This is a genomic window from Rothia nasimurium, from assembly GCF_042660305.1.
Taxonomy (GTDB): Bacteria; Actinomycetota; Actinomycetes; order Actinomycetales; family Micrococcaceae; genus Rothia; species Rothia nasimurium.
Genome location: NZ_JBHSTW010000011.1, coordinates 36,625 through 60,789, shown reverse-complemented (window position 1 = coordinate 60,789; position 24,165 = coordinate 36,625). Strand labels below are relative to the sequence as shown.

23 protein-coding genes are annotated in these 24,165 nt (G+C 61.7%); 18 read left to right on the top strand and 5 right to left on the bottom strand.

Features of this window, described 5'->3' with window-relative positions; translation table 11 throughout:
• Positions 1 to 31 precede the first annotated feature (31 nt).
• On the top strand, positions 32 to 832 hold the full coding sequence (locus tag ACFP6B_RS04955) for a TSUP family transporter (RefSeq protein WP_377127597.1): 801 nt from the start codon (positions 32 to 34) through the stop codon (positions 830 to 832).
• On the opposite strand, the gene ACFP6B_RS11440 is transcribed toward ACFP6B_RS04955, so the two are convergent.
• Positions 829 to 1,725: a hypothetical protein gene (locus tag ACFP6B_RS11440; protein ID WP_237209471.1), complete on the bottom strand. Its 897-nt coding sequence runs from the start codon at positions 1,723 to 1,725 to the stop codon at positions 829 to 831. The genes ACFP6B_RS04955 and ACFP6B_RS11440 overlap by 4 nt on opposite strands.
• 165 nt (positions 1,726 to 1,890) lie before the next feature.
• Here ACFP6B_RS11440 and ACFP6B_RS04950 point away from each other — a divergent pair, with 165 nt between their 5' ends.
• From ACFP6B_RS04950 to ACFP6B_RS04910, 9 genes are all read left to right on the top strand, one after another.
• Positions 1,891 to 2,490: a ribosome maturation factor RimP gene (locus ACFP6B_RS04950; protein ID WP_377127594.1), complete on the top strand. Its 600-nt coding sequence runs from the start codon at positions 1,891 to 1,893 to the stop codon at positions 2,488 to 2,490.
• A 136-nt stretch (positions 2,491 to 2,626) separates the two neighbouring features.
• Positions 2,627 to 3,667, top strand: a complete 1,041-nt coding sequence (gene nusA / locus ACFP6B_RS04945) for a transcription termination factor NusA (RefSeq protein WP_377127591.1) — start codon at positions 2,627 to 2,629, stop codon at positions 3,665 to 3,667.
• A gap of 169 nt (positions 3,668 to 3,836) precedes the next feature.
• Entirely contained in the window at positions 3,837 to 4,082 is a 246-nt protein-coding gene (locus ACFP6B_RS04940) for a YlxR family protein (protein ID WP_336603471.1), read from the top strand.
• A gap of 231 nt (positions 4,083 to 4,313) precedes the next feature.
• The gene (infB, locus tag ACFP6B_RS04935) at positions 4,314 to 7,178 is read left to right on the top strand and encodes a translation initiation factor IF-2 (RefSeq protein ID WP_377127588.1); all 2,865 of its coding nucleotides are present in this window, start codon (positions 4,314 to 4,316) and stop codon (positions 7,176 to 7,178) included.
• A gap of 297 nt (positions 7,179 to 7,475) precedes the next feature.
• Positions 7,476 to 7,913 carry a 30S ribosome-binding factor RbfA gene (rbfA, locus tag ACFP6B_RS04930; RefSeq protein ID WP_237198489.1) on the top strand — a complete coding sequence of 146 codons (438 nt, stop codon included), beginning with the start codon at positions 7,476 to 7,478 and terminating at the stop codon, positions 7,911 to 7,913.
• 3 nt (positions 7,914 to 7,916) lie between these two features.
• On the top strand, positions 7,917 to 8,954 hold the full coding sequence (truB, locus tag ACFP6B_RS04925) for a tRNA pseudouridine(55) synthase TruB (RefSeq protein WP_377127585.1): 1,038 nt from the start codon (positions 7,917 to 7,919) through the stop codon (positions 8,952 to 8,954).
• A gap of 12 nt (positions 8,955 to 8,966) precedes the next feature.
• The gene (locus tag ACFP6B_RS04920; protein ID WP_377127582.1) at positions 8,967 to 9,341 is read left to right on the top strand and encodes a hypothetical protein; all 375 of its coding nucleotides are present in this window, start codon (positions 8,967 to 8,969) and stop codon (positions 9,339 to 9,341) included.
• A 195-nt stretch (positions 9,342 to 9,536) separates the two neighbouring features.
• Entirely contained in the window at positions 9,537 to 9,959 is a 423-nt protein-coding gene (locus ACFP6B_RS04915; protein ID WP_185173284.1) for a hypothetical protein, read from the top strand.
• 80 nt (positions 9,960 to 10,039) lie between these two features.
• On the top strand, positions 10,040 to 10,996 hold the full coding sequence (locus tag ACFP6B_RS04910; protein ID WP_377127578.1) for a bifunctional riboflavin kinase/FAD synthetase: 957 nt from the start codon (positions 10,040 to 10,042) through the stop codon (positions 10,994 to 10,996).
• 179 nt (positions 10,997 to 11,175) lie between these two features.
• Here the strand turns inward: ACFP6B_RS04910 and ACFP6B_RS04905 are convergent, their stop codons facing one another.
• The 3 genes from ACFP6B_RS04905 to ACFP6B_RS04895 are packed head-to-tail and all read right to left on the bottom strand — an operon-like array spanning position 11,176 to position 13,259.
• Positions 11,176 to 12,000: an aldo/keto reductase gene (locus ACFP6B_RS04905; protein WP_377127575.1), complete on the bottom strand. Its 825-nt coding sequence runs from the start codon at positions 11,998 to 12,000 to the stop codon at positions 11,176 to 11,178.
• Positions 12,001 to 12,036: 36 nt separating this feature from the next.
• On the bottom strand, positions 12,037 to 12,798 hold the full coding sequence (gene mtnN / locus ACFP6B_RS04900; protein ID WP_377127572.1) for a 5'-methylthioadenosine/S-adenosylhomocysteine nucleosidase: 762 nt from the start codon (positions 12,796 to 12,798) through the stop codon (positions 12,037 to 12,039).
• Positions 12,777 to 13,259, bottom strand: coding sequence for an S-ribosylhomocysteine lyase (locus ACFP6B_RS04895; RefSeq protein WP_377127569.1), 483 nt, complete (start codon positions 13,257 to 13,259; stop codon positions 12,777 to 12,779). Before ACFP6B_RS04895 ends, mtnN begins: the two co-directional genes overlap by 22 nt.
• 88 nt (positions 13,260 to 13,347) lie before the next feature.
• On the opposite strand from ACFP6B_RS04895, the gene ACFP6B_RS04890 reads away from it, so the two are divergent.
• From ACFP6B_RS04890 to ACFP6B_RS04870, 5 genes are all read left to right on the top strand, one after another.
• Positions 13,348 to 13,650 carry a hypothetical protein gene (locus tag ACFP6B_RS04890; RefSeq protein WP_377127566.1) on the top strand — a complete coding sequence of 101 codons (303 nt, stop codon included), beginning with the start codon at positions 13,348 to 13,350 and terminating at the stop codon, positions 13,648 to 13,650.
• A 196-nt stretch (positions 13,651 to 13,846) separates the two neighbouring features.
• On the top strand, positions 13,847 to 14,116 hold the full coding sequence (gene rpsO / locus ACFP6B_RS04885; RefSeq protein ID WP_135012745.1) for a 30S ribosomal protein S15: 270 nt from the start codon (positions 13,847 to 13,849) through the stop codon (positions 14,114 to 14,116).
• 234 nt (positions 14,117 to 14,350) lie between these two features.
• A complete protein-coding gene (locus ACFP6B_RS04880; protein WP_377127562.1) occupies positions 14,351 to 16,579 on the top strand; it encodes a polyribonucleotide nucleotidyltransferase in 2,229 nt (742 codons plus the stop codon).
• Positions 16,580 to 16,693: 114 nt separating this feature from the next.
• On the top strand, positions 16,694 to 18,025 hold the full coding sequence (locus tag ACFP6B_RS04875) for a M16 family metallopeptidase (protein ID WP_377127559.1): 1,332 nt from the start codon (positions 16,694 to 16,696) through the stop codon (positions 18,023 to 18,025).
• Positions 18,026 to 18,347: 322 nt separating this feature from the next.
• The gene (locus ACFP6B_RS04870; RefSeq protein ID WP_377127556.1) at positions 18,348 to 19,283 is read left to right on the top strand and encodes a DUF559 domain-containing protein; all 936 of its coding nucleotides are present in this window, start codon (positions 18,348 to 18,350) and stop codon (positions 19,281 to 19,283) included.
• 155 nt (positions 19,284 to 19,438) lie between these two features.
• Here the strand turns inward: ACFP6B_RS04870 and ACFP6B_RS04865 are convergent, their stop codons facing one another.
• Positions 19,439 to 21,397, bottom strand: coding sequence for an acyltransferase family protein (locus tag ACFP6B_RS04865; RefSeq protein WP_377127553.1), 1,959 nt, complete (start codon positions 21,395 to 21,397; stop codon positions 19,439 to 19,441).
• Between the two features lie 337 nt (positions 21,398 to 21,734).
• Between ACFP6B_RS04865 and dapB the strand changes: the two genes are divergently transcribed.
• The 3 genes from dapB to dapA all read left to right on the top strand — a co-directional run bounded on the left by dapB (position 21,735) and on the right by dapA (position 24,123).
• Positions 21,735 to 22,490 (top strand): 4-hydroxy-tetrahydrodipicolinate reductase, encoded by a 756-nt coding sequence (gene dapB, locus ACFP6B_RS04860; RefSeq protein WP_237209447.1) that lies wholly within the window; start codon positions 21,735 to 21,737, stop codon positions 22,488 to 22,490.
• 3 nt (positions 22,491 to 22,493) lie between these two features.
• Positions 22,494 to 23,099, top strand: a complete 606-nt coding sequence (locus tag ACFP6B_RS04855) for a hypothetical protein (protein ID WP_377127549.1) — start codon at positions 22,494 to 22,496, stop codon at positions 23,097 to 23,099.
• Between the two features lie 91 nt (positions 23,100 to 23,190).
• Positions 23,191 to 24,123, top strand: a complete 933-nt coding sequence (dapA, locus tag ACFP6B_RS04850; protein ID WP_377127546.1) for a 4-hydroxy-tetrahydrodipicolinate synthase — start codon at positions 23,191 to 23,193, stop codon at positions 24,121 to 24,123.
• Positions 24,124 to 24,165: the final 42 nt, after the last annotated feature.

Here is a 24,165-nt window from a genome sequence, read left to right as displayed (position 1 = left end):
GTTTAACCGCACTCCCAGGAAAGGCAGAAGCGTGCTCGATACCCTCGGCTTTGACTCTCTCGGCCTTGAGCCGACCACGCTAGTTTTGTTGCTTCTGGCTGCCCTAGCCGCTGGCTGGGTGGACGCCGTTGTGGGCGGCGGCGGCATGATTCAGCTTCCTGCGGTTCTCATGGTTCCTGGGCTTTCACCGGTGCAAGCCCTCGCCGTGAACAAGCTGGGGTCTGTCTTCGGTACCCTCACCAGCGCCGCAACCTACCTGCGGCGCACCCCGGTTGATGTGCGCACCACCCTACCTGCGGCGTCCTTGGCCTTTGTGACCAGCATGGGCGGGGCCCTGGTCGCCACAGCCCTCCCCGAAGAACTCTTCAAGCCCATCATCGTACTGGCGCTGATGCTGGTGCTGGTCTACACGGTGTTCAAGCCTTCACTCGGTGAACTGACCCAGCTAAAACACCGGGGGCTCAAGCACCTCATGGTGGGGCTGGGAATCGGCACGATCATCGGTTTTTATGACGGGCTGCTGGGCCCTGGCACCGGCTCTTTTCTGATGATGGCCATGGTGTCGTTGATGGGCTACAGCTTCTTGCAGTCAACAGCCCAGACCAAGATTATTAATGCCGCTACTAACCTGGGAGCTCTGGTGCTGTTTGCGGTGGCAGGTCAGCAGGTGTGGGCTCTTGGCCTTTTGCTGGGAGCAGCGAATATGGTGGGTGGCTACCTGGGAGCGCGTACGGCGCTGGCTCGGGGGAGCCGCTTTATTCGCTGGATGATGATTGTGGTAGTCAGCGCCCTCATTATTAAGCTGGGCACCGATATTCTGGGTACCCTTTAGGCAGCAAGCTCCTGGCTATCGAGGGCCAGAATGAGGGCGAGGGCTTCAATATCATCTGCTGACGTTGCGAGGGTCTGGTCGGCCAGGGCAGCGCGGGCGTTGGATTCAATAGCCGCGGTGAAGTCGGTGATCTGCGGGGAAGCGTCCGCTGCTTCGACAAGGGGGTAGGACGCCGCGGGCGCCTCAAAGACCCCGTAGCAGGTCAGGACGGGGGCAGCTAGGTGCCCCATATCGGTGGTAGCTGTTGCTAGCTGAGCTGCCTGGGCTGCTACGTCCGTATAGCCCTGCTCGGCACGGGCGGCGTAGACCTCGCTGACGTAGTTGAGCTGATAGATACTCTGCTGCAGGGGCAGTAGGGAGGCAGGCTGTACAACCTGTTCACTGCCTGAACTATCGGGGGCACCGGCAGTAAGCCCCTCATCACCACAGGTGTAGCTACTGATATGTGCTATCTCATCGGTCAGGGCCTCGGGGTAGGCGGCAGTAGTCAGCCCGTCCTGGCGGGCAGCCTGCCACACATCCGCAACGGCTGTGAGAGCCCGAGCCCGATCACCGGCGTCCTGGGTCGCAAAACCTAGCTCCAGCAGGGCCGAAACCGTGCTCTGGAGCTGCTGCTCTACCGGCTCATACTCCGTAACCGTTACGTCCTGAGCCGCAGGGGCAAGGGTCTCAAGGGCGGCCTGCGCCGCCTGCCCCAGCGCGTCCTGACCCGACTCATCAGCTGCCTGCTGCAGGGCGGTCAGCTGAGCAGCCATGGTGCTCTGATCGCTAAGGTCAGCGCGGACCTGCTCCGCCTGCCGCTGCGAAAACCAGCCCACAGCAAGGAGCACCACCAGCAGACCAGCTAATAGAGCGGCCACAAGTACCGGGGTCAGACGAACAGAGCGATTCATAGGCAGCTACCTCTCACACAAAACAGACGGGCAAGAGCCCACCTCCCATTCTGCCAAAAAGTCCCGTAGCCTGCCCGCCCTCAGCGAATTCTCGGCTGACGTACTGGGAGCCGGTGGTAGGCTTGAACGGATTTACCTACCCCTAGACACCAGGAGCTACGCGCGATGGCATCACCCAAAGCCAGTAAAAAGGACGCCCCCAACGCCCGCGAGCGCCGGGCCGCTGCCCGCGCTGAGCAGGGCATCACCAAGAAAGCCCCTGCCGGTAGCTTTGTGAGCGTCGAGGGCGTGCGTGAGGCCGTCACCCGGGTGGTGGAGCAGGAGTTCAAGCTGGTGCTGGAGAAACTGACCGCTAAGGGCAGCGGCGCTAACCGCACCCTAGAAATCGTGGTGGACTACCCCGAAGACCGTACCGATGCCCTGTCTCTCGATACCATTGCTGAGGTTTCCCAGGCCCTGTCAGCCGCTCTTGATGATGCTGATGACGGTGAAGTGCCCTACTCCCTTGAGGTGTCATCGCGCGGTGTGACCAGCCCCCTGACCGAAACCCGCCACTGGAAACGCTCAATCGACCGGCTGATTGAGATTACCGAAGCCGGGGGAGAGAAGTACCTGGCCCGCCTCGACTTCGTCACCGATGAGGGGCCGGTTATTCGCCGTAAGAAGGAAACCAAGAAGGGGCAACCCGAAAGCTACCGCGACGCCGTCGCCCTACCCTGGGGCACAATTTCTGCTGCAAAGGTAGAAATTGAATTCAACCGCTAGCAAGTAATCGCTAGAATATAAAGACAAGACCACAACTCAATACTTTTGAGGCAGCGCGCCGTAGGTGCGCGAACATACACCGCAAGCGGTGCCGGAGCTTTTTGCCCCGGCACCGTGTTACACGGAAGGGCCAACTATGGACATTGATTTGAGCAACCTCCGCCTGCTCGAAAAAGAGCGCGACATCTCAATCGACACGCTGATCCCGATGATTGAGAGCGCCATCCTCCTGGCCTACCAGAAGCAGCCCGGTGCCATCCGTGGCTCACGCGCTGAGCTTGACCGCACCAGCGGCAAGGTCACTATCTGGGCTCCTGAGCTCGATGAAGATGACCAGCAGATTGGTGAGTTCGACGATACCCCCAACAACTTTGGTCGTATCGCGGCTTCTACCGCCCGCCAGGTCATTCAGCAGCGCCTGCGCGATGCCCAGGAATCAGCCGTGCTCGGTGAGTTCAAAGACCGCGAAGGTCAGCTGATTTCAGGTGTTATCCAGCAGGGCCCCAACCCCCGCATGATTCACGTTGATTTGGGCACCCTTGAAGCTGTGCTGCCCACCAACGAGCAGGTGCCCGGTGAGCGCTACGCCCACAACACCCGCATCCGCGCCTACGTGCTTGAAGCCAAGCGCGGACCCAAGGGCCCCTCCATCGTGCTCTCTCGTTCCCACCCCAACCTGGTGCGTCGCCTCTTTGAGCACGAGGTTCCCGAAATCGCCGATGGCTCAGTCGAAATCATGGCCATTGCCCGCGAAGCCGGCCACCGCACCAAGATCGCTGTACGCGCCACCAAGCCCGGTGTTAACCCCAAGGGTTCTTGCATCGGCGAAATGGGCGCCCGAGTTCGCGCGGTGATGGGTGAGCTCAACAACGAGAAGATTGATATCGTTGACCACTCCGAGAGCCCCGAAGAGTTCATTGCCGCAGCTCTCTCACCGGCTAAGGTCAGCGAAGTTACCGTCACTGAACGTAAGACCTTCTCAGCCCGTGCTATCGTGCCCGATGACCAGCTTTCCCTAGCCATCGGCAAGGAAGGGCAGAACGCCCGCCTGGCCGCTAAGCTCACCGGCTGGCGTATCGACATCATCTCAGCCTCCAAATACGAAGCCGCAATGGCAGCAGCCCGAGCAGCCCAGGAAGAAAGCGCTGAAGAAGCGCCCGAATCTGACGCTGAATAAGAGAGCTGACTAACATATTTGCCGTTAGCCCCCGCAAGGGGGCTAAACTGGTCTATAGAGGTCACATCACTATAGAGTGCTCATGGCTGGTCAGCAGCCAGCCATGCCTGCCAGCTCGCGCTCATGAGCTGGCAGTAAACAGGTCAACAACACGAAGGGAGCGCCCCAGCTGCACACCCCCGTCCGCACCTGCATCGGCTGCCGAACCACAGCACCCGCCCACGACCTCGTCCGTATCGCCCTCACACAGACTGAACCACCGCGTGCAGTCTTTGATCGGGCCAAAAACCTCCCGGGGCGTGGAGCCTGGCTCCACCACACACCCGAATGCCTTGCCCAAGCGCTTAAGAAAAACGCGCTCGCCAGGGCTTTTAGAACCCGGGTCGAAGCCAAGGAACTGGTGATCCCAGCATAATGGGGTGCCGGTTCAACCCCGCTCAAGGGGTGGCGAACCAACAATGTCAACGAGTTTGACGACTTACTGTGTACGAAAGCGAGTCAGAAAACTGATGGAAACCCGATGAGTGCCGCGCAATGAGTACTTTCCTGTGCTCGCCCACCGGCAAAAACCCAGCTGCAACCCAGCTGACACCTCATACAAACTGAAGGTTCGCCCCTGTTCGGTGCGAACCAGAACAGGAGAAAAGTGGCTAAGCCCCGCGTTCACGAGATCGCTAAAGAACTCGGAATCCCCTCAAAAGAAGCTGTCGCAAAGCTTCAGGAACTTGGCGAGTTCGTCAAGGGTGCATCATCTACCCTTGAACCGCCCGTTGTAAAGAAACTGCGTGCCGCCTTCCCCAACGCTGCTGCCTCTGCAGAGGCTCCCGCCGCTGAGAAGAAGGCTGCCGCCCCCGCGTCCGCTCCCAAGCCCGGTGCATCTGCGCCTAAGCCGGGTGCGTCCGCTCCCAAGCCTGGTGCTCCCGCACCTAAGCCGGCTACCCCGGCAGCTCCTGCTGCCCCCAAGCCCGCAGCTGAGGCTGCACCTACCGCTGAGAAGAAGGACGCCGCCGCGAAGCCCGCTGGCCCCCGCCCCGGCAACAACCCCTTCTCCACCACCCAGGGCATGTCTGCACCTAAGCCGGCAGCTCCTAAGCCCGCGGCTCCCAAGCCTGCTGGCGCTAAGCCCGGCCCCCGCCCCGGCAACAACCCCTTCGCCCCCTCACAGGGCATGGGCAAGCGCAACGACCGCAATGAGCGCGGCGAGCGCTCAGGTGGCCCTCGCCCCGCAGGTGGCCGCAACGCCCGCGGTAACAACCCCGGCGGACCCCGTCCTGCCGGTGCCGGTGGTCCCCGCCCCGCAGGCGGACGCAACAACGCACCCCGCCCCGCCGGTGCAGGTGCCGGTGGCCCCCGTCCTGCCGGCGGCGCACCCCGCCCCGCACCCGCAGGTGGCGGCAACCGCCCCTCACCCAACATGATGCCCACCAAGATGAGCGGTAACGTCGGTGCCCGTGGCGGCGCCGGTGCCCCCTCAGGTGGCGGCCCCCGTCGTGGCTCAGGCGGCCCCGGCGGCGGTAACGGTGGCGGCGGCTTCAACCGCGGCCCCGGTCGCGGTGGCCCCGGTGGCGGGCGCGGCAACGCCCAGGGCGCCTTCGGTCGCGGTGGCGGTAAAAAGAAGAAGGGCAAGACTAAGTCAGCTCTGCGTCGTGAAGAGCAGCTGCGTCAGCCTACCATCGGTGGCGTAGCCGTACCCCACGGCGACGGTACCACCGAGATCCGTATGCGTCGCGGTGCCTCACTGATGGACTTCGCCGAGAAAATTGGCGCAAACGCCGCAGCCCTGGTAACCGTACTGATTCACCTGGGTGAAATGGCAACCCAGACCCAGTCCCTCGACGAGGACACCTTCGAGCTGCTCGGCGCCGAACTGGGCTACGTCATTAAGATCGTTTCCCCCGAGGACGAAGAGCGCGAACTGCTCGAATCCTTCGACATCAACCTGGCTGCCGAAGCCGAGGCTGAGGACGACGAAGTACTTGAAGTACGCCCGCCCGTCGTGACCGTCATGGGTCACGTCGACCACGGTAAGACCCGCCTGCTCGACGCCATCCGCAACACCAACGTCATCGACGGTGAAGCCGGCGGCATCACCCAGCACATCGGTGCTTACCAGATCCACACCGAGGTCGATGGCGAAGAGCGCTACCTGACCTTCATCGACACCCCCGGTCACGAGGCCTTCACCGCCATGCGTGCCCGCGGTGCCAAGGTCACCGACATCGCGATCCTGGTAGTAGCTGCGGACGACGGCGTCATGCCCCAGACCGTTGAAGCCCTCAACCACGCCCAGGCCGCAGGCGTACCGATCGTTGTTGCCGTCAACAAGATCGATAAGGAAGGCGCTAACCCCGACAAGATCCGCGGTCAGCTCACCGAATACGGCCTGGTACCCGAAGAATACGGTGGCGACACCATGTTCGTAGAGGTCTCAGCCCGCCAGGGTAAGAACATCGACGAACTGCTCGCAGCCGTCACCCTGACCGCCGACGGCGCCCTTGAACTGAAGGCTAACCCCAACAAGGAAGCCCGCGGCGTAGCCATCGAAGCTAACCTCGACAAGGGCCGCGGTGCCGTCACCACCGTCCTCGTCCAGTCCGGTACCCTGCGAGTCGGCGACGCCATCGTCGCAGGCTCCGCCTACGGCCGCGTCCGCGCCATGTTCGACGAAAACGGCAACAACGTCGAAGAAGCCGGCCCCTCACGCCCCGTGCAGGTACTCGGCCTCAACACCGTGCCCCGCGCAGGCGACACCTTCCTCTCCACCGAAGAAGAACGTACCGCCCGCCAGATCGCCGAAAAGCGTGAAGCAGCCGACCGCAACGCCCAGCTGGCCAAGCGCCGCAAGCGCGTCACCCTCGAATCCTTCGACGCCGCAGTGGCAGAAGGCAAGATGGACACCCTCAACCTCATCATCAAGGGCGACGTCTCCGGTGCTGTTGAAGCCCTGGAAGAATCCCTCATGAAGATCGAGGTAGGCGGCGACGAAGTTCAGCTGCGCGTCATCCACCGCGGCGTAGGTGCTATCACCCAGAACGACGTCAACCTGGCAACCGTCGATAACGCAATCATCATCGGCTTCAACGTCCGCCCCGCCGAACGCGTGGCAGAACTAGCCGACCGTGAAGGCGTAGAAATGAAGTTCTACTCCGTCATCTACCGCGCTATCGAAGAAGTCGAAGCAGCCGTCAAGGGCATGCTCAAGCCCGAATACGAAGAAGTCGAACTCGGCTCCGCCGAAATCCGCGAAGTCTTCCGCTCCTCCAAGTGGGGCAACATCGCAGGCTCCATCGTCAAGACCGGCATCATCAAGCGCAACTCCAAGGCCCGCCTGGTACGCGACGGTGCAGTTGTCGCCGACAACCTCACCATCGAATCCCTGCGCCGCTTCAAGGACGACGCCACCGAAGTCCGCGAAGGCTACGAGTGTGGTATCGGCCTGGGCTCCTTCAACGACATCAAGGAAGGCGATGTCATTGAAACCTGGGAGATGCAGGAAAAGCCCCGCGTCTAGGCTTCTACCTGGTTGATATTAAGGACGTCGGCGGGCGGGGCGCCCCACCCGCCGGCATCCCTTAACGCCAGACCCGGCCAGCCGGCTCTGGGGCGCCCCGCCCCGCCGGTATGCCGGGTACATAACCTAGCAATCACGCTAAGGCACCCTAGGGTTCGCGCTTGCTGCAGACCCTCTCGCCTGGTTCGCTTCGCTCACAAGGCGATTCACGCCAGCCGCCGAGCCAGCAGCTTCGCCGCGAACCCTGGGGTGCCTTTACACTTAAACATAGACACCTCTCTAGAGAAGGAGAACATCATGGCAGATCCGGCACGCGCCGCCCGCCTAGCAGACCGCATCAAGGTCATCGTTGCCCAGGCCCTCGAACGCCGCATCAAGGACCCCCGCCTCGGCTTCATCACCGTCACCGACGCCCGCGTCACCAACGACCTCCAGCACGCCACCATCTACTACACCGTCTTCGGCTCCGAAGAAGAGCAGGCATCCACCAAGGCTGCCCTCGAATCAGCCAAGGGCATCCTGCGCTCAGAGGTCGGCAAGAACATCACAGCGCGCCTGACCCCCACCCTCACCTTCGTCCCCGACGAAGTACCCGTCAATGCAGCCCACATCGAAGACCTGCTGCGCAAGACCAAGGAACGCGACGCCGAACTGGCTGCTGCCCGTGAAGGCGCCGAATACGCCGGTGGCGAGGACGCCTACAAGAACACCGAGACTGAGGAAGACGAAGCCTAAACCGTGGCCAAGAAAGCACCCACCGGGCCCTCGGGCCTGATCGTTGTTGATAAACCCGCCGGATTAACCAGCCACGATGTGGTTTCCAAAATGCGGTGGATCGCCGGCACCCGCAAAGTCGGGCACGCTGGAACCCTCGACCCCATGGCCACGGGGGTGCTTATTCTTGGCGTCAATAAGGCAACCCGCCTACTGACCTGGGTGGTGGGGGAGACCAAAACCTACACCGCCACGATTCGTCTTGGCGTCTCCACCCTCACCGACGACGCGGACGGCGACGCCACCGCTATTGCTGAAGAGGGTACGCTAGCGGTCGTGAGCGAGGACGCCATCAGGCGGCACATCGCCGAGCTTACCGGCGATATCATGCAGGTACCCTCTGCTGTCTCGGCTATCAAAGTGAACGGGGTGCGGTCCTACGCCCGCGTGCGCTCAGGGGAAGACGTCGAACTTGAAGCCCGCCCCATCACCGTGCACTCTTTCGATCTGCACGAAATGCGCCCCACCACCGCTAGCTACCAGCTAGGTGACGAAGAGGCGAGCGCCGACGTCCTCGACCTCGACGTTACCGTTGTGTGTTCAGCAGGTACCTATATCCGGGCTCTAGCCCGCGACCTGGGTGCCGCCCTCGGAACCGGCGCCCATCTTACTGCCCTGCGCCGCACAGCCATCGGTGATATCCGTGCTGACGACGCCCACACCCTCGATGAGCTCATCGCTGGGCGGGAGGCAGAACAGCCAGCCCCGCTGCTGCCCATCGAAGAAGCAGCCCGCCGTCTCTTTGAGGTCCGTCAGCTCACCGCCGCCGAAGCAACCGACCTTGCCAATGGCCGCCGTATTAGCCCCACTGAAGGCAGTGCGCCAGCTAGCCCCAGCCGCACAACCGGCTCCACCGGCGGGCACGACAAACCCACCACCGACGGCATTAGCGCAGCCTTCGCCCCGGACGGTACCCTCGTAGCCCTTATCGAAAACACCCGCTTCCGCCGCGAAAACGTCGCCGCCCCCGTGCTTGTCTTCGAAGCCGGTCGAACCTTCTAGGAGCCCCACACCATGATGATTGCCGGACTCGACCTCTGGTTCTGGATTAGCCTTGCTCTCGGTACCGTCTCTTTCCTGATCTGCCTCACCAGATTCCTCCGCGGCGCTGCCCCCGACGACTGGTCGCAGGGATCAGTCATCGTTCTTGAAGCCTTCCTGATTGTTTACCTGGTTGGCTCCATCATTATGCAGACACTCACCGACGGGCCCAGTGGCGACTGGCTCGAATACTACGGATATCTGCTCACCGCCATGATTATTCCAGTGGGCACCTTCATCTGGTCCCTGGCAGAACGCACCCGCTGGTCAACCCTGGTACTAGGGTTAACCGGGCCGGTGCTGATCATTATGGTGCACCGCATGAATATGCTCTGGTACTACTACTAGGGCGATGAGCTGGAGCATTACAAGAATAAGCGCAGGGCGTGCGCTCTCGCCGACTAACCTTCTTGGGCTCGCGCTGGGGCGCTCACCCAATTCATGCCAGCCCCAGCCAGTCGGCTACAAGCGCACGCCCTGCGCTCAAGGCCAGAAACGCCAATAAGAGCAGCATCAACATTGCATGGGAGATGGAAGAAGACAATGAATCAAACACAGAACAAAGCCTCCGCTACAAAAAATAGCGGCTTTGGCCGCCTGCTCGTCGTCATCTACGGCGTCTTTACCCTGTCCGCAGGGGCCCGGGCCCTCTACCAGGTCATCCGCAAGTTCGATGAAGCCCCGCTATCTATCAGTCTCTCAGCGCTCTCAGCCCTCATCTACCTGGTTGCCACCATCGCTTTGGCTAAGAAGGGGGAGGGGGCCTGGAAAATCTCCCTGGCCGCCGTCAGCATCGAAATGGCCGGCGTGCTCCTCATCGGCATCTTCTCCTACCTACAACCCCAGCACTTTGAGTTGGCCTCTGTCTGGTCCCACTTCGGTTCCGGCTACGGCTACATCCCCCTGATCCTGCCCATGGTAGGCCTCTGGTGGCTCAACAAAACCCGCCCCAGCCGCACCCGCTAACCACCGGCGTCCGCCTGCCCTCAGCAGAAGGCCCCAAATACGCGTAGTATAGACACGAAGCAACCCAACCGAGGAGCACAGTGAAGCGCTTTACCGATCTCGCCCAGATCCCCGCCGACTTCGGCCCCACCGTGGTCACCATCGGCAACTTCGATGGCGTGCACATCGGCCACCAAAAAGTGCTCTCCACCCTGGTCAACACCGCCAAAGTGCACGGCCTTTCCTCCGTTGCCGTCTCCTTCGACCCCCACCCCGCCCGCGTCCACGGCCCTGCCGGGGTACACATCGAAATCATGGGGCAGGACGGCCGCCAAAAAATCCTCGCTGACCTCGGCGTCGACTACTACCTGCTGCTGCACTACAACCTTGCCTTCGCCGCCCAAACTCCCGAAGAATTCGTCAAACGAACCTTCGTCGATGCCCTCAATGCCAAATTCGTGGTCATCGGCGACGACGTCCGCTTCGGCACCAATAACTCCGGCGACCTCAACACCATGAAGGAACTCGGCCAAAAATACGGCTTTGAGGTACTCGTTGTTGAAGACCTGCTCGCCCACGACGACCGCCGCTGCTCATCAACTTCCATCCGGCAGCTGCTCGCCGAAGGGCGGGTGCGCGACGCCGCCTCCATTCTGGGCCGCAACCACTACATGAGCGGCGAAGTCGTGCACGGTGCCGCCCGCGGCCGCGAACTCGGCTTCCCCACAGCCAACATGGACGTCGACTCCGTCGGCCTCGTACCCGGCGACGGGGTCTACGCAGGCTGGCTGATTGACGAGGACGGAACCCGCCACCCCGTTGCCGTATCGGTGGGAACCAACCCCACCTTCGAAGGCATCACCACCCGCCAGGTCGAAGCCCACGTCATCGGCCGCCCCCAAGAGAAGGTGGAAGATTTTAACCTCTACGGGCAGCACGTCACCCTAGAATTCGTCGACTACCTGCGCGGCATGGTCGCCTACACCGGCGTCGAAGCACTCATTGAGCAGATGCACGCCGACGTTGAACAGGCCAAGACCATTCTCGGCATCGGCTAGAGAACATACAAAAAGTTCCCGGAATAAGAACTCTTATTCCGGGAACTTCTTTATCAGAGATGATGGGCGCGGCAGGCTCACGCTCGCTGCCGACCCTCTCGCTGGTTCGCTAGCGCTCACAAGCGATTCACGCCAGCCCCGAGCCAGCAGCTTCGCTGTGAGCCTGCCGCACCCAGATACTACATCTCTTCGTGAGTATTCGGGTCAAACCCGCGGCCTACGCCAGCTTCGAGTGCGTCGATGCGGGCGATCTGGTCGTCGGTGAGTTCCCAGTCGAAGACTGCCAGGTTTTCTTCCATGCGCAGGGTGTTGGAGCTCTTGGGCAGGGGTACCAGGTTCTTCTGGACCTCCCAGCGCAGAATCACCTGGGCTACGGTTTTACCGGTCTCGGCGGCGATGGTTTCGAGGGCGGCGTCCTTGAGCAGGTCAGTTTTGCGGCCCAGGGGTGACCAGCACTGGGTGAGAATGGCGTGGTCGAGGTTGTAGGCTGCCCAGTCCTGTTTCTGTGAGTAGGGGTGCAGCTCGATCTGGTTGATGGCGGGGGTTACGCCGGTTTCTTCAATCAGACGGTCGATGTGCTCGGGCAGGAAGTTAGAGACGCCGATGGACTTGACCAGCCCCTCTTCCTGGGCTTTGATGAGAGCCCGCCAGGTATCGACATAGAGGCCCTGGGAGGGGTTAGGCCAGTGGATCAGGTAGGCGTCGAGGTAGTCAAAACCCATACGGCTCAGGGTGCCTTCGAGGGAGCGGAGGGCAGGCTCGTAGCCGTGGTCGCGCCCCGGCAGCTTGGACTGCACGAAGATTTCATCGCGTGCAGTGCCTGAGCGCAGGACGCCGCGGGCAACACCCACCTCGTTCTCGTAGTTCACCGCGGTGTCAATGAGGCGGTAGCCGCGGGTGATGGCCTCAGAGACGGCGACCTCGGCGTCTACGTTGTTGAGCGGGTAGGTGCCTAAGCCCAGGGGAGGGATTGAGGTGCCGTCGCGCAGGGTATGGTTTTGCATTGGTTTTCCTCTCGGGTGGAGCGGGGCGGATGCGGGTTAGCGGCTGAGCAGGTCAAGCACCAGGGTGGCGCTTCGTTCGGCCACGATGGGGGCGTCCATGTGGAAGTCCTGGTCGGCTGCCGGGCCGCAGAGGTCAGAGATACCGCGTACCGCGATGAAGGGCAGAAAGCGGCTGGAGCTAATCTGGGCCAGGGCGGTGGTTTCCATGTCGGTGGAAAGCGCCTGGGGGAAGAGCTGGCGGGTGTCTTTGACGTTGTGGGCGGTAACAAAAGACCCACCGGCCAGCATCTGCCCAAAGAGGGCGCTGCCTTCACCGGTGTAAGCCGCTGCGGCAGCGCGGGCCTTCTCAACCAGCACCGGGTCGGTGGCGTAGGTTGCGGGCATGCCGGGAACCTGCCCGAACTCGTAGCCGAAGGCGGTGGCGTCCGCGTCCGTGTAGGTGTAGTCGGTGCCGATAGCCAGGTCGCCCACATTTACGTCGGCGCGCAGGCCGCCGGCGGTACCGGCAGACACAATGACGCGCGGGGTGGGTACCAGTGCCAGGGCAACAGACAGGGCCGTGGCAGCATTGACCAGGCCAATCTTTGAACGCACCAGCAGAATCTTCAGCTCGTCAGTACCGGTAGCAAGCACCCGGGGGTAGAAAAGGGCCTCACCCAGGGCATAGGCCTCACCGACCGGCTCGGTCTTAGCGAGGAAGGGGGCAGCCTCTTCGTCCATGGCTACCTGCACGATAGCGGCGTTATCAAAACCGCCGGGAAGATCAAAAGCCGACACTAGGCCATCACCTGCTCCCACTCGTCCTTCTTCTCGAGGAAAGCACGAACCGCAGCCTGGGCCTCGTCGAGCGAGTGGTTAGCACCCCAGCCGCACTGAACCTCGTTAGCGGCCGGAACCTCACCGGCCTGCAGCAGGTCATTCATCGTAGCCTCAAGAATCTGCATAAAATCGGCAGGCTCAACACCCAGGGTCAGGGCGTAGAAACCGGTCTGACAGCCCATGGGGGAGAAGTCAATCAGAGCGTCGGTGTGATTGCGCATGTGGTGGGCGGTCATATGCTCAATCGAGTGAACTGCCTTCATACCCAGGTGACCCTTGTTCGGCTGGGTGAAACGCACATCGTACTTAATCAGGACGTCCCCACCCGGCAGAATCTTACGGTCAGCTACACGCACGTAGGGAGCCGCCACAGCGGTATGATCCAGGTCGAAAGACTCAACATTAGTCTTCTGCTTCTCAAAATTCTCAGTGATTTGCATGCTTACTATTCTCTCGTACTTAGGGAACTCGCGCTAGCTGGAGGAGTAGGCTAAGACATAAGTGTTCACGAACGATTGGAGTACTTCCATGAACGTACTGATTCCCACCGCTGCTGCCTCAGCCGGCCTGATGGGCGGCTACAAGGTTGCCCGTGTTACTAACGTCCGCGCCCTGGGCGGGGTCGCTCTAGCTGCTGGTGGTGCTGCTGCCTTTGCCGGCTGGAAGAAGAACGCCGGAACCGGCACCGCCGCCGCCCTCACCGCTGTCTACCTCGGCGCCTTCGGCTACTCCCACGTCCTGCACAAGAAGATTGGCCCCTGGCCCGCCGTCTGCGCTGTCACCGGCGCTACCGCGCTCGCCTCCCTAGCCTTCGGCCGCGAGAAGAAGTAGCCCGCAGGTGAGCAAGCTACCACCGGGGCCTCTCTTCCCGGTAGCTGGCTTGTACTGTAGAGTTGACTATGCATGTGACTGCAGTCCGTGGCAGTTACCTGCAGCGGCCAAGCCGCTCACCGGCGTCCTTGGCTCTCCACCCGGCAGCAAAAATGTTGACCGGGCCGCACACGGCACTAACTCTAGGAGTTAACCCATGGCTCTTGATCCCAAGATCAAGCAGGAAATCATGAAGGAATACGCAACCCACGAAGGTGACACCGGTTCACCCGAGGTTCAGGTTGCAGTTCTGACTCGTCGTATCACCGACCTGACCGAACACCTCAAGTTCCACAAGCACGACCACCACTCACGTCGTGGTCTGATGATTCTCGTTGGTCGCCGCCGCAACCTGCTCGGCTACCTCAAGAGCGTCGACATCGAGCGTTACCGCGCCCTCATCGAGCGTCTCGGTATCCGCCGATAACACCAGGTTTGTGAGCGTGAGGGCGACACCCCAAGCTACGCATCCGGCTGCCTTGCCGGGAGCCCGTGGCTGACGGTGACGCCCTCACCCACACCTACCACCCACAGAATAGAAATAAGTCGCCGCGTGCTTTGACGGTCCTCGGTAGCGGTTTACAGAAAGCCCCATTGGCGGGGTCTGTGAGCCTCAATCGATGACCGAAGGCGCGGCGCAGACAACAGAAATGGAGGAACCTTGGAAGGTCCCGAAATTCAGTTTGCAGAAGCAATCATTGACAACGGCAAGTTCGGTAAGCGCGTAGTACGCTTCGAAACCGGCCGCCTCGCCAAGCAGGCCGCAGGCTCTGCCCTGGTCACTATCGACGACGACACCACCCTGCTCTCAGCCACCGCTATCGGCAAGAGCCCCCGTGACGGCTTCGACTTCTTCCCCCTGACCGTAGACGTTGAAGAGCGCATGTACGCAGCCGGTAAGATTCCCGGCTCTTTCTTCCGCCGTGAAGGCCGCCCCTCAACCGAAGCGATCCTGGCTGCCCGTCTGATCGACCGCCCCCTGCGTCCTGCCTTCAAGAAGGGCATCCGCAACGAGGTGCAGGTCGTCGTCACCGTGCTCACCATTGAGCCCGACGAAATCTACAACACCGTAGCAATCAACGCAGCGTCCTGCTCCACCACCCTCTCCGGCGCCCCCTTCGCGGGCCCCGTCGGCGGTGTGCGCGTTGCCCTGATCGACGGCCAGTGGGTTGCCTTCCCCAAGTTCTCCCAGCTGGAAAACGCCGTCTTCGACATGGCTGTTGCCGGTCGCGTCGTCACCAAGGCTGACGGCACCGAAGACGTCGCCATCATGATGGTTGAGGCAGAAGCTACCGATAACTCCTGGAAGCTCATCAAGGAAGACGGTGCCACCGCACCGACCGAAGAAGTTGTTGCTGAGGGCCTCGAAGCTGCTAAGCCCTTCATCGCTGCCCTCTGCAAGGCCCAGGCTGACCTGGCTGAGCGCGCCGGCAAGCCCGCCCTGGAGCTGCCCATCTTCGGTGAGCGTGCCGCAGAAATCGACGAAGCCGTCAAGGCTTTTGAACCCAAGATCGTTGAGGTCTACTCCATCGCCGGTAAGCAGGACCGCGAAACCGCGTCCGCTGACCTGCAGCAGGAAATCGTAGAGTCCCTCGCCGGTGAAGGTAAGGAATTCGAAGGCCGCGAGGACGAAGTCAACGCAGCTTTCAATGCTCTGACCAAGCACGTTGTGCGTCAGCGTATTCTCACCGACCAGGTCCGTATCGACGGCCGCGGCCTGACCGACATCCGTCAGCTCACCGCTGAGGTCGAGGTACTGCCCCGCGTCCACGGCTCTGCCATCTTCGAGCGCGGCGAAACCCAGATCATGGGCGTCACCACCCTGAACATGCTCAAGATGGAGCAGCAGCTGGACTCCCTCTACCCGGTCAAGTCCAAGCGCTACATCCACCACTACAACTTCCCGCCCTACTCAACCGGCGAAACCGGTCGCGTGGGCTCACCCAAGCGTCGCGAAATCGGCCACGGTGCTCTCGCCGAGCGCGCCCTGACCCCGGTTCTGCCCTCACGCGAGGAATTCCCCTACGCTATCCGCCAGGTCTCTGAGGCCCTGGGCTCTAACGGTTCTACCTCCATGGGTTCCGTGTGCGCCTCCACCCTCTCCCTGCTGAACGCCGGTGTGCCCCTGCGCGCACCCGTCGCCGGTATCGCTATGGGTCTTGTCTCTGACGAGGTCAACGGCGAAACCCGCTACGCAGCCCTCACCGATATTCTCGGTGCTGAGGACGCCCTGGGCGATATGGACTTCAAGGTCGCAGGTACCTCTGAGTTCGTGACCGCTATCCAGCTGGACACCAAGCTCGACGGCATCCCCGCCTCCGTTCTGGCTGGCGCCCTGACCCAGGCCCGTGAAGCCCGCCTGCACATCCTCGAAGTCATCAACGCAGCTATCGACGCACCCGACGAGATGAGCGACTACGCACCCCGCGTGATCTCCGTCCAGGTTCCCGTCGCCAAGATTGGTGAGGTCATCGGCCCCAAGGGCAAGATGATCAACCAGATCCAGGAAGACACCGGCACCGACATCTCCATCGAGGACGACGGCACCGTCTACATCGGCGCAACCGACGGCCCCTCAGCCGAAGCAGCCCGCGCAGCAATCAACGCGATTGCCAACCCGCAGGTTCCCGAGGTCGGCGAACGCTACCTGGGTACCGTCGTGAAGACCACCACCTTCGGTGCCTTCGTCTCACTGACCCCCGGTAAGGACGGCCTGCTGCACATCTCCGAGCTGCGTAAGCTCAACGACGGCAAGCGCGTGGACGACGTTGAGGACGTCGTCGGCGTAGGCCAGAAGGTCCAGGTCGAGATCTCCAAGATTGACGACCGCGGCAAGCTGTCACTGGTACCCGTCGTAGCCGAAGGCGAAGAGAGCGGCGACGAAGAGTAATGACCGCTCCGTAGCTTCTACCGTACGAAGCAGATAGAGGGGGCAGACACCCGGTGTCTGCCCCCTCTTACTCATTCAATTTCTTACTTTCCCCATCAGAAAGACCTGACTGATATGCCCGTCCTTCTACCCCTTGAAACCGCTGACCTCACCGACGAGCTCAATTACCGCACCGGCCGTCTCATCTACGCCGGTGGGGGAGGCAACGAAGTGCGCCGTTCCGTGCTGCCGGGCGGCGTCCGCGTCATCACCGAACGTATGCCCTCCCAGCGCAGCGTCTCCATCGGTTTCTGGGTAGGGGTAGGCTCCCGCGACGAACAGCCCGGCATGCTGGGTTCCACCCACTTCCTCGAACACCTGCTCTTCAAAGGCACCGAAAGCCGCACCGCCCTCGACATCGCCCACGCCTTCGACCGGGTAGGCGGTGAATCCAACGCCCTCACCGCTAAGGAGCACACCTGCTACTACGCCCGTGTGCTCGATGAGGACACCCCCATGGCTATCGACGTCATCGCCGACATGGTCACCGGAGCCAAGCTCGACCCCGCCCTGCTGGAACAGGAACGCGGTGTCATCCTCGAAGAAATCGCCATGGACCAGGACGACCCCACCGACGTTGCCTTCGAATCCTTCATCGAACAGCTCATGGGCAACAACCCGCTGGGTCGCCCCATCGGCGGCACCCCGCAGGAAATCACCGACGTCGCCCGCGACAAGGTCTGGGAACACTGCAAGAAGTTCTACACCCCCGACCGCCTGGTTATCTCAGCAGCGGGCAGCCTCAATCACTCCGAAATCGTCAACCTGGTGCTTGAGTCTCTAGCCAATCGCGGCTGGGACCTCACCGAAGGGGCCCTGCCAGCCCCGCGCCGCGTCCGCCACCAGAGCGACATCGTGCCCGGTGCCCGCGAAAAAACCCTCGAAAAGGGCTTTGAACAGACCAACATCGTGATGGGCTGTCCCGGCCTCATCGCCGGCGACGAGCGCCGCTACGCCATGAGCGTGCTCAACTCCGCCCTGGGTGGGGGCATGTCGTCCCGCCTCTTCCAGGAAATCCGCGAAAAGCGTGGCCTTGCCTACTCCACCTTCTCTTTTACCGGATCCTACTCAGACGCCGGCTATTTCGGTATGTATGCTGGCTGCCTGCCTGCCAAGGCAGAGCAGGTCACCGAGCTCATGCGCTCTACTTTTGACGAGTTTGTACGTGACGGTATCACACAGGAAGAACTTGAGAAGGTTGTTGGGCAGCTGGGTGGCTCCACCGTACTGGGCAGTGAGGACGCCGGCTCCCGCATGAGCCGCCTGGGCCGGGCAGAACTGGACTCGGGCAAGTTCCTCTCGATTGATGAGCTGCTCGATGGGGTTCGGTCAGTAACCGCCGACCAGGTCAACGACCTGGCCCGCTACCTGGCAGACCAGGAGTGGGTCACCACCATCGTCAAATAAACTTTAGGGAGGGCGCCTGCTTATCTGCGGGCGTCCTTCTTTTTTGCGCTCTCTACGGGCACCTTGCCGCTTTTTGTACCGCGCCCTGCCCACTTTCGGGGCTAAATATGGGCAGCACGTGGTACAAAGTGAGGGGAAAGCAGAGCAGGCGGACGGGGCCCCTCCCCGAAGCGAGTAAACGACAGCCGGTCAACCCCTGTGGATAGAAGGCGAAACAAAGCGTCTTCACTGCACCAAAAGAACGACCCAAAGACCCCTGGCTAGGCACAAAATTCCTATCAGCTATCCACAAGCTGCCGTATGGTAGAAAACCTCAGACACCGTGAGCCAAACTCACCCTATGCGGATCGCTGAACCTCTAACCTTCGTTTCCACCCGTGCCGAACTTGTAGCCGCCGGCCTATGCAACTCCACCATCACACGCAAAATGCACCGCGGCGAGCTCGTGCAATTACGCCCCGGCATATTCTGCCCAAGCTCTATCTACAACTCTCTGCGACCAGCTGAGCGATACCCCTACGCCATAGCTGCCTATGCAAAACAGAACCCTGATGCTATCTTCAGCCACAGGAGCGCTGCCTGGCTCCATGGCCTTAGCGTCATTGCTTCAGAGAACCTGGTCGATATTCTGGCTGGCTCGAATACCCGAGGCCGCGCTCAAGGAATCATCAAACATTACACTGTAAAACCTTCTGTGCCTATCGCATACATATCAGGAACAGTGCGAGCAACTAGCCTGCTACAGACACTCGATGACTGTGCGAGATACCTGGAGCTGAGCGAATCGGTGTGCATTATCAACTCGGCTTTGAACCGGCAACTTACAACGAGTGAAGCTGTAGAAGAGCGGCTGTATAGGCTCAAGGGCCGGGGAGCACGCCGAGCGCGGGCTACACTTCCGTATCTCAGTAGCCTGTGCGAAAGCCCCGGTGAAACTCTTCTATTGATCGCAATTATTGACGGTGGCCTACCGAGACCTGCACAGCAAGTAAATGTAGTGGTTGGAGGTAGGGTATATAGACCTGATTTTCTGTACGAGGATGAGAAGGTCATTGTCGAGTTTGACGGCCACATCAAATACACGGACTACGGGCCTACCGATCGGGCTGTTATGGCAGAGCGCAGGCGTGAGAAACAGCTGCAGAATCAGGGCTGGATTGTTCTTCGGTATAGCTGGGTGCAGGTGAGAAACCATCCGGAGCAGGTAGCCAGTGAAATTGCTGCAATGCTTGAAGTGCGCAGAGGGGCACCACTCTAGCTACTTTGTACCGCGCCCTGCCCACATTTGGGGCTAAATCTGGGCAGCACGTGGTACAAAGTGAGGGGAAAAGCGGGCAAACGAGGGAAGGACGCCGGGAGCCGGGGAACAGCCCGTGACACGGCACAGACCTGACGGCCCGGCCCTGCACGACCTTATCCCGCCAGCGCCTTTGCCACGGCGTCCTTGACGGTCTGGGCGTAGGCGGTCAGGCCCTCGTTTTGCGGGTGCACGCCGTCGGAGACCAGGTACTCGGGGTGGCCCTTGGCAGCGGCCTGCCAGTCAGCGATGAAGACCGTATCGGGGTTCTGCGCCGCAAACTCACGAATCACCTGGTTAGAGGGCTCAATCCAGGTCAGGTTGGCCGGGCCAACGCCGGTGACCAGCACAATCTTGCGCTCCCCGTTAGGCGACACCGATGCCTTGAGCTGTTCTAGCTGGGCAACGGTGAAAGTAGAGTTGGCGGTTACCGACAGCACAAGTACCTCACGCATCTGCCCCGAATCTACCATCTGCTCCACAACGGGCAGGGCAGCTGCGCTGGTGCGGGAAACTTCCGCATTGACCAGGGCCTGGGGCATAGCCTCGCCCAGGGCAATCGAGGAGGCCAGCGTGACCGAGTCACCCACAATCGTCACCTGGGAACCATCAACGGCAGCGGACGGTGCGGTAGACGAAGTGGGGGAGGGGCTGGCGCTTTCCGCCGGTTCAGCCGAGGCGCTGGGGCTGTCAGAAGAGCTGGGAGCAGCTGATGCGGTAGTCGGCTGGGGCGCCGGTGCGGACGCCTGCGCGTAGTTGGCACCGGCTGCCACCACAGCTTCAGCCTGGGTCATGGTAGGTGCGGTACGCACCGCAAAAACGGTGGCAATCAGGGTTACTCCGGCAAGGACGGCTGCGCCCACCGGTAGGGCCCGGCCAGTCGGTGCCACCATGGCTGAGAACCAGGCTGAAAGCGCTCCGCGGAAGCCCAGCTGGCGCACGGGCTGCTCCACATACATATACGACAGACCCGCAACAATCAGGGTTAAGAACAGCACACCGACGTTCACCCAGGGGGAGCGTGCCGCACCAAAGGTATAGTGAGCCAGCACCATCAGGGGCCAGTGCCAGAGGTAAATACCGTAGGAGCGCTGGCCGATCCAGCGCAGGGGAGCTAGGGACAGCAAGCCCCGAAAGAGCCCGGAGGTGCCGCCGCGGACGTCCGGAAGCAGGGCCTGAATCATACCCATGCCCAGGAGGGAACCCACCAGCAGCCCCCAGGGCGTCAGCCAGGAGCTGTGGTCTGACAGGGTCAAAGCATAGGGAACCACCGCAGCCAAGCAGGCCCAGCCCACCAGCTGGCGGAGCCAGCCCCAGATACCGTTGCCATAACCTACGAGGGGGTAAAGCCGGTCGTCAACGGGCGGGTACATGGACCAGGGAATCATCATGGCCAGGAGCACGCCCAGCATGAGCCCGTAGAGGTGGGTATCGGTGCCGTAGTAGAGGCGGGTGCTAGATGCACCCAGTAGGCCTAACGTAAGCGCTGCCAGTACGGAAAGAAGCCCCAGGACGCCCGGCACCAGGGCTCGCTGCCACCACTTGGCCATAAACATAAAGACAAAGACCATGACCACAGGCCAGAAGAGGTAGAACTGCTCTTCAACCGCCAGCGACCAGAAATTGGTCATGAGCTCAGGGGAGGTTTGCGTGAAATAGTCGTTGCCGGCCCAGATAAGAAGCCAGTTCGACGAGTAGGTAAAGGCACCGAGAATCTGACGGCCCAACCCTACCTGGGCGTCCCCACCCACCAGCAGGGCCAAGGACCCCACCACCAGCGTCAGCAGGGCAAAAGCCGGTACCAGGCGGCGCAGGCGCCGAACCCAGAAAGAGACGATATCCATCTTGCCGGTATAGGCACCTTCACGCAGTAGCAGGGCGGTAATCAGGTAGCCCGAGATGACGAAGAAGATATCAACGCCAATCATGCCCCCGGGTAGATACTGGGGCCACAGGTGGTAGACCAGCACCAGCAAGACCGCGATAGCGCGGATGCCATCAAGACCGCGCAAGACGAAGCGTCGCTGCCCCTCATGGGGATGCACGGCGGAGTAAAAAACGTGGTCGTCTTTCATAGTTCCCTTGGGTTGGTGAGCTGGGGTGCAGGCGCACCTTTCTAGTGTAAGAGATGACCGGGTTTTCTTGCGTCGCACCCGCCGGGTCTTTTAGCACTCAGCGGGCCGAAACCGGTTTCGGATGCTGAAATGCCCCCGCCTACTTTCGGGTATTAGCGCAGGTGAAAGGACGCTTGGGCGCAACAGGGCGTGCAGTGGGGCTACCCCGTTCGCTAGAGTAGTGTGATGTGGCTTGTTGATGCGATACCTGCGCCAGCCGGTGCTGTGCGTGTGAGCGAGTACCGCCAGGTGCCGCCCGGCACCCAAGCTAACGACTATCTAAGGGGTATATAGAGGCATGAGCAAGATTTGGAAGGTCGCTGTTGTAGGCGCTGCCGGTCGTATGGGGTCAGAGGCAGTGAAAGCGGTCAACACCGCAGAAGATATGGACCTGGTAGCCGCCCTGGGCAACGGGGACTCCCTGGACCTGCTCGTTGAATACGGCGCCGACGTCATGATTGACCTGACCGTTCCCTCCGCCACCGAGGCGAACGTACGCTTCGCTGTTGAGCACGGTATCCACGCGGTGGTTGGCACCACCGGCTGGAATGAAGAGCGTCTTGCCTCCCTTGAAGCCCTGCTCGCCGAGCACCCTCAGGTGGGTGTGCTGATTGCTCCCAACTTCGCTATCGGTTCTATCCTGGCCACCGAGTTTGCAGCTAAGGCTGCTAAGTTCTTCGAATCGGTTGAAGTCATCGAGATGCACCACCCCAACAAGGTAGATGCCCCCTCGGGTACCGCCGTCCACACCGCCCACAAAATTGCAGCAGCCCGCGCTGAAGCAGGCGTGCCCGCCTCACCCGACGCTACCGAAACCGATGAGGGCGGCTCCCGCGGTGCCAAGGTTGCCGGCGTCAACGTGCACGCCGTCCGCCTGCGCGGCCTGACCGCCCACCAGGAAATCCTGCTGGGCGACGCTGGCCAGCAGCTGGTCATCCGCCACGACTCCTTTGACCGCACCAGCTTCATGCCCGGCGTCCTGCTGGGCGTCCGCCAGGTCGAACAGCACCCCGGCCTGACCGTGGGCCTTGACCGCTACCTCAACCTGGACTAACCCATGACCTCGCTGCGCGCTTTTACCGCCGGGGCAATCACCCTGGCCGTCCTCACCGTGCTCATCCTGCCCCTGCCGCTGGGAACCCGCCTCTTTTTACTCGCGGTTGGTGTTTTCTGCGCGGTGTTTATCGCGGTGGACGCCGGTGGGCGGGGGCGCGCCTTCGCCGCCCTCGTCACGGTAGCCCTGAGCCTCTACCTGGTGCTGACCGTTCAGAGGGGCTTCATCTTCCTGCAGAACGCCGGAACCCTGGGCGCACTGTTGGGCTGGGCTCTCATCGTGCTGCCCGTCCTGGGAGCCTGGGCCATGGTCCGCGAAATTATCTTCGGCTCCCGCACCCAGGCGCTCGGCCAAGAACTCGCCGCAACAGGGGAACTACCCGAAGACACCCTGCCCCGCACAGAATCCGGCCGCATCGACCGCACCGCCGCCGACGCCCAGTTCACTCGGGTTGCCGCAGCAACCGAGGCTGAACCCACCAACTGGAAAAACTGGTTCCACCTCTCCCTGGCCTACGACGCCTCCGGCGACCGAAAACGCGCCCGCAAAGCCATGCGCACCGCCATCGCCCTTCACCGCGGCAAAACCCCGGCCCAACTCTCCGTCTAGAAGCTACCCGCAGGCGTCCGCCCCGCCCAGCCACCTAGCTTTAAGCAAACTCACCCCACCCCACCCAGCCAGATAAGGTAACGTAGTAGATATGTCTGAGACCGCACAGAACACCTCAACCGCAGCAGAACCCGTCTTCGGGCGCCTGCTCACCGCCATGGTCACCCCCTTTGCCGCCAACGGCGAAGTGGACGAACAAGCAACCGCAGCGCTCGCGACCAACCTGGTGGACCGAGGCCACGACGGTCTCATCGTCTGCGGCACCACCGGCGAATACTCCACCATGACCGATGAGGAAAACGAAAAGGTCTTCCGCATCGTCAAGGAAGCTGTGGGTGACCGCGCCAAAATTGTAGCTGGTGTAGGCTCCAATGACACCGCCCACACCCTGCACCTGGCCTCCCGCGCCGAAGCTGTAGGTGTGGACGGCCTGCTCGTGGTCACCCCTTACTACAACAAGCCCACCCAGACCGGTCTTGAAGCCCACTTCCGCACTGTCGCTGACGCGGTTAAGACCCCCGTCATGCTCTACGACATCCCCGGTCGCGCAGGCATCCCCATCACCCCCGCTGTCTATCGTGCCCTGGCAGACCACGAGAACATCGTGGCAGTCAAGGACGCCAAAGCAGACTTCACCGCAGCCACCGAGGTCATGGAAACCACCGACCTCGACTACTACTCAGGCGATGACGGCCTCACCCTGCCCTGGCTCGCCATGGGCGCAGTCGGTCTTGTAGGCGTCACCTCCCACGTAGCCCCCGAACACTTCCGCCAGCTCATCGACGCAACCATCGCCGGTGACCTGGCAACCGCCCAGAAACTGCACCTCGACCTGGCCCCCGTCGTCCGCGCCGCCATGAGCCGCGTACCCGGCTGCGTCGCCGCCAAGCAGATTCTTACCTGGCAGGGCATCCTCGACTCAGCTACCGTGCGCCTGCCGCACGTACTGGCTACCGACGAAGAAGCCGCCCTCATGCGCTCCGACCTCGAAGGCTCCATCATCGCCTCAACCCTGGTCAAGTAAAAACGTACTGCGGGTACCCGGCGGGCCCACCCAAAATCACGG

What these genes read in the sequence shown, in the direction of transcription:
- ACFP6B_RS11440 (WP_237209471.1), bottom strand. Translation starts at nt 1,725, where the DNA reads ATGAATCGCTCTGTTCGTCTGACCCCGGTACTTGTGGCCGCTCTATTA.
- ACFP6B_RS04950 (WP_377127594.1), top strand. Translation starts at nt 1,891, where the DNA reads ATGGCATCACCCAAAGCCAGTAAAAAGGACGCCCCCAACGCCCGCGAG.
- nusA (WP_377127591.1), top strand. Translation starts at nt 2,627, where the DNA reads ATGGACATTGATTTGAGCAACCTCCGCCTGCTCGAAAAAGAGCGCGAC.
- rbfA (WP_237198489.1), top strand. Translation starts at nt 7,476, where the DNA reads ATGGCAGATCCGGCACGCGCCGCCCGCCTAGCAGACCGCATCAAGGTC.
- ACFP6B_RS04920 (WP_377127582.1), top strand. Translation starts at nt 8,967, where the DNA reads ATGATGATTGCCGGACTCGACCTCTGGTTCTGGATTAGCCTTGCTCTC.
- ACFP6B_RS04915 (WP_185173284.1), top strand. Translation starts at nt 9,537, where the DNA reads ATGAATCAAACACAGAACAAAGCCTCCGCTACAAAAAATAGCGGCTTT.
- ACFP6B_RS04905 (WP_377127575.1), bottom strand. Translation starts at nt 12,000, where the DNA reads ATGCAAAACCATACCCTGCGCGACGGCACCTCAATCCCTCCCCTGGGC.
- ACFP6B_RS04895 (WP_377127569.1), bottom strand. Translation starts at nt 13,259, where the DNA reads ATGCAAATCACTGAGAATTTTGAGAAGCAGAAGACTAATGTTGAGTCT.
- ACFP6B_RS04890 (WP_377127566.1), top strand. Translation starts at nt 13,348, where the DNA reads ATGAACGTACTGATTCCCACCGCTGCTGCCTCAGCCGGCCTGATGGGC.
- rpsO (WP_135012745.1), top strand. Translation starts at nt 13,847, where the DNA reads ATGGCTCTTGATCCCAAGATCAAGCAGGAAATCATGAAGGAATACGCA.
- ACFP6B_RS04875 (WP_377127559.1), top strand. Translation starts at nt 16,694, where the DNA reads ATGCCCGTCCTTCTACCCCTTGAAACCGCTGACCTCACCGACGAGCTC.
- ACFP6B_RS04865 (WP_377127553.1), bottom strand. Translation starts at nt 21,397, where the DNA reads ATGAAAGACGACCACGTTTTTTACTCCGCCGTGCATCCCCATGAGGGG.
- dapB (WP_237209447.1), top strand. Translation starts at nt 21,735, where the DNA reads ATGAGCAAGATTTGGAAGGTCGCTGTTGTAGGCGCTGCCGGTCGTATG.
- ACFP6B_RS04855 (WP_377127549.1), top strand. Translation starts at nt 22,494, where the DNA reads ATGACCTCGCTGCGCGCTTTTACCGCCGGGGCAATCACCCTGGCCGTC.
- dapA (WP_377127546.1), top strand. Translation starts at nt 23,191, where the DNA reads ATGTCTGAGACCGCACAGAACACCTCAACCGCAGCAGAACCCGTCTTC.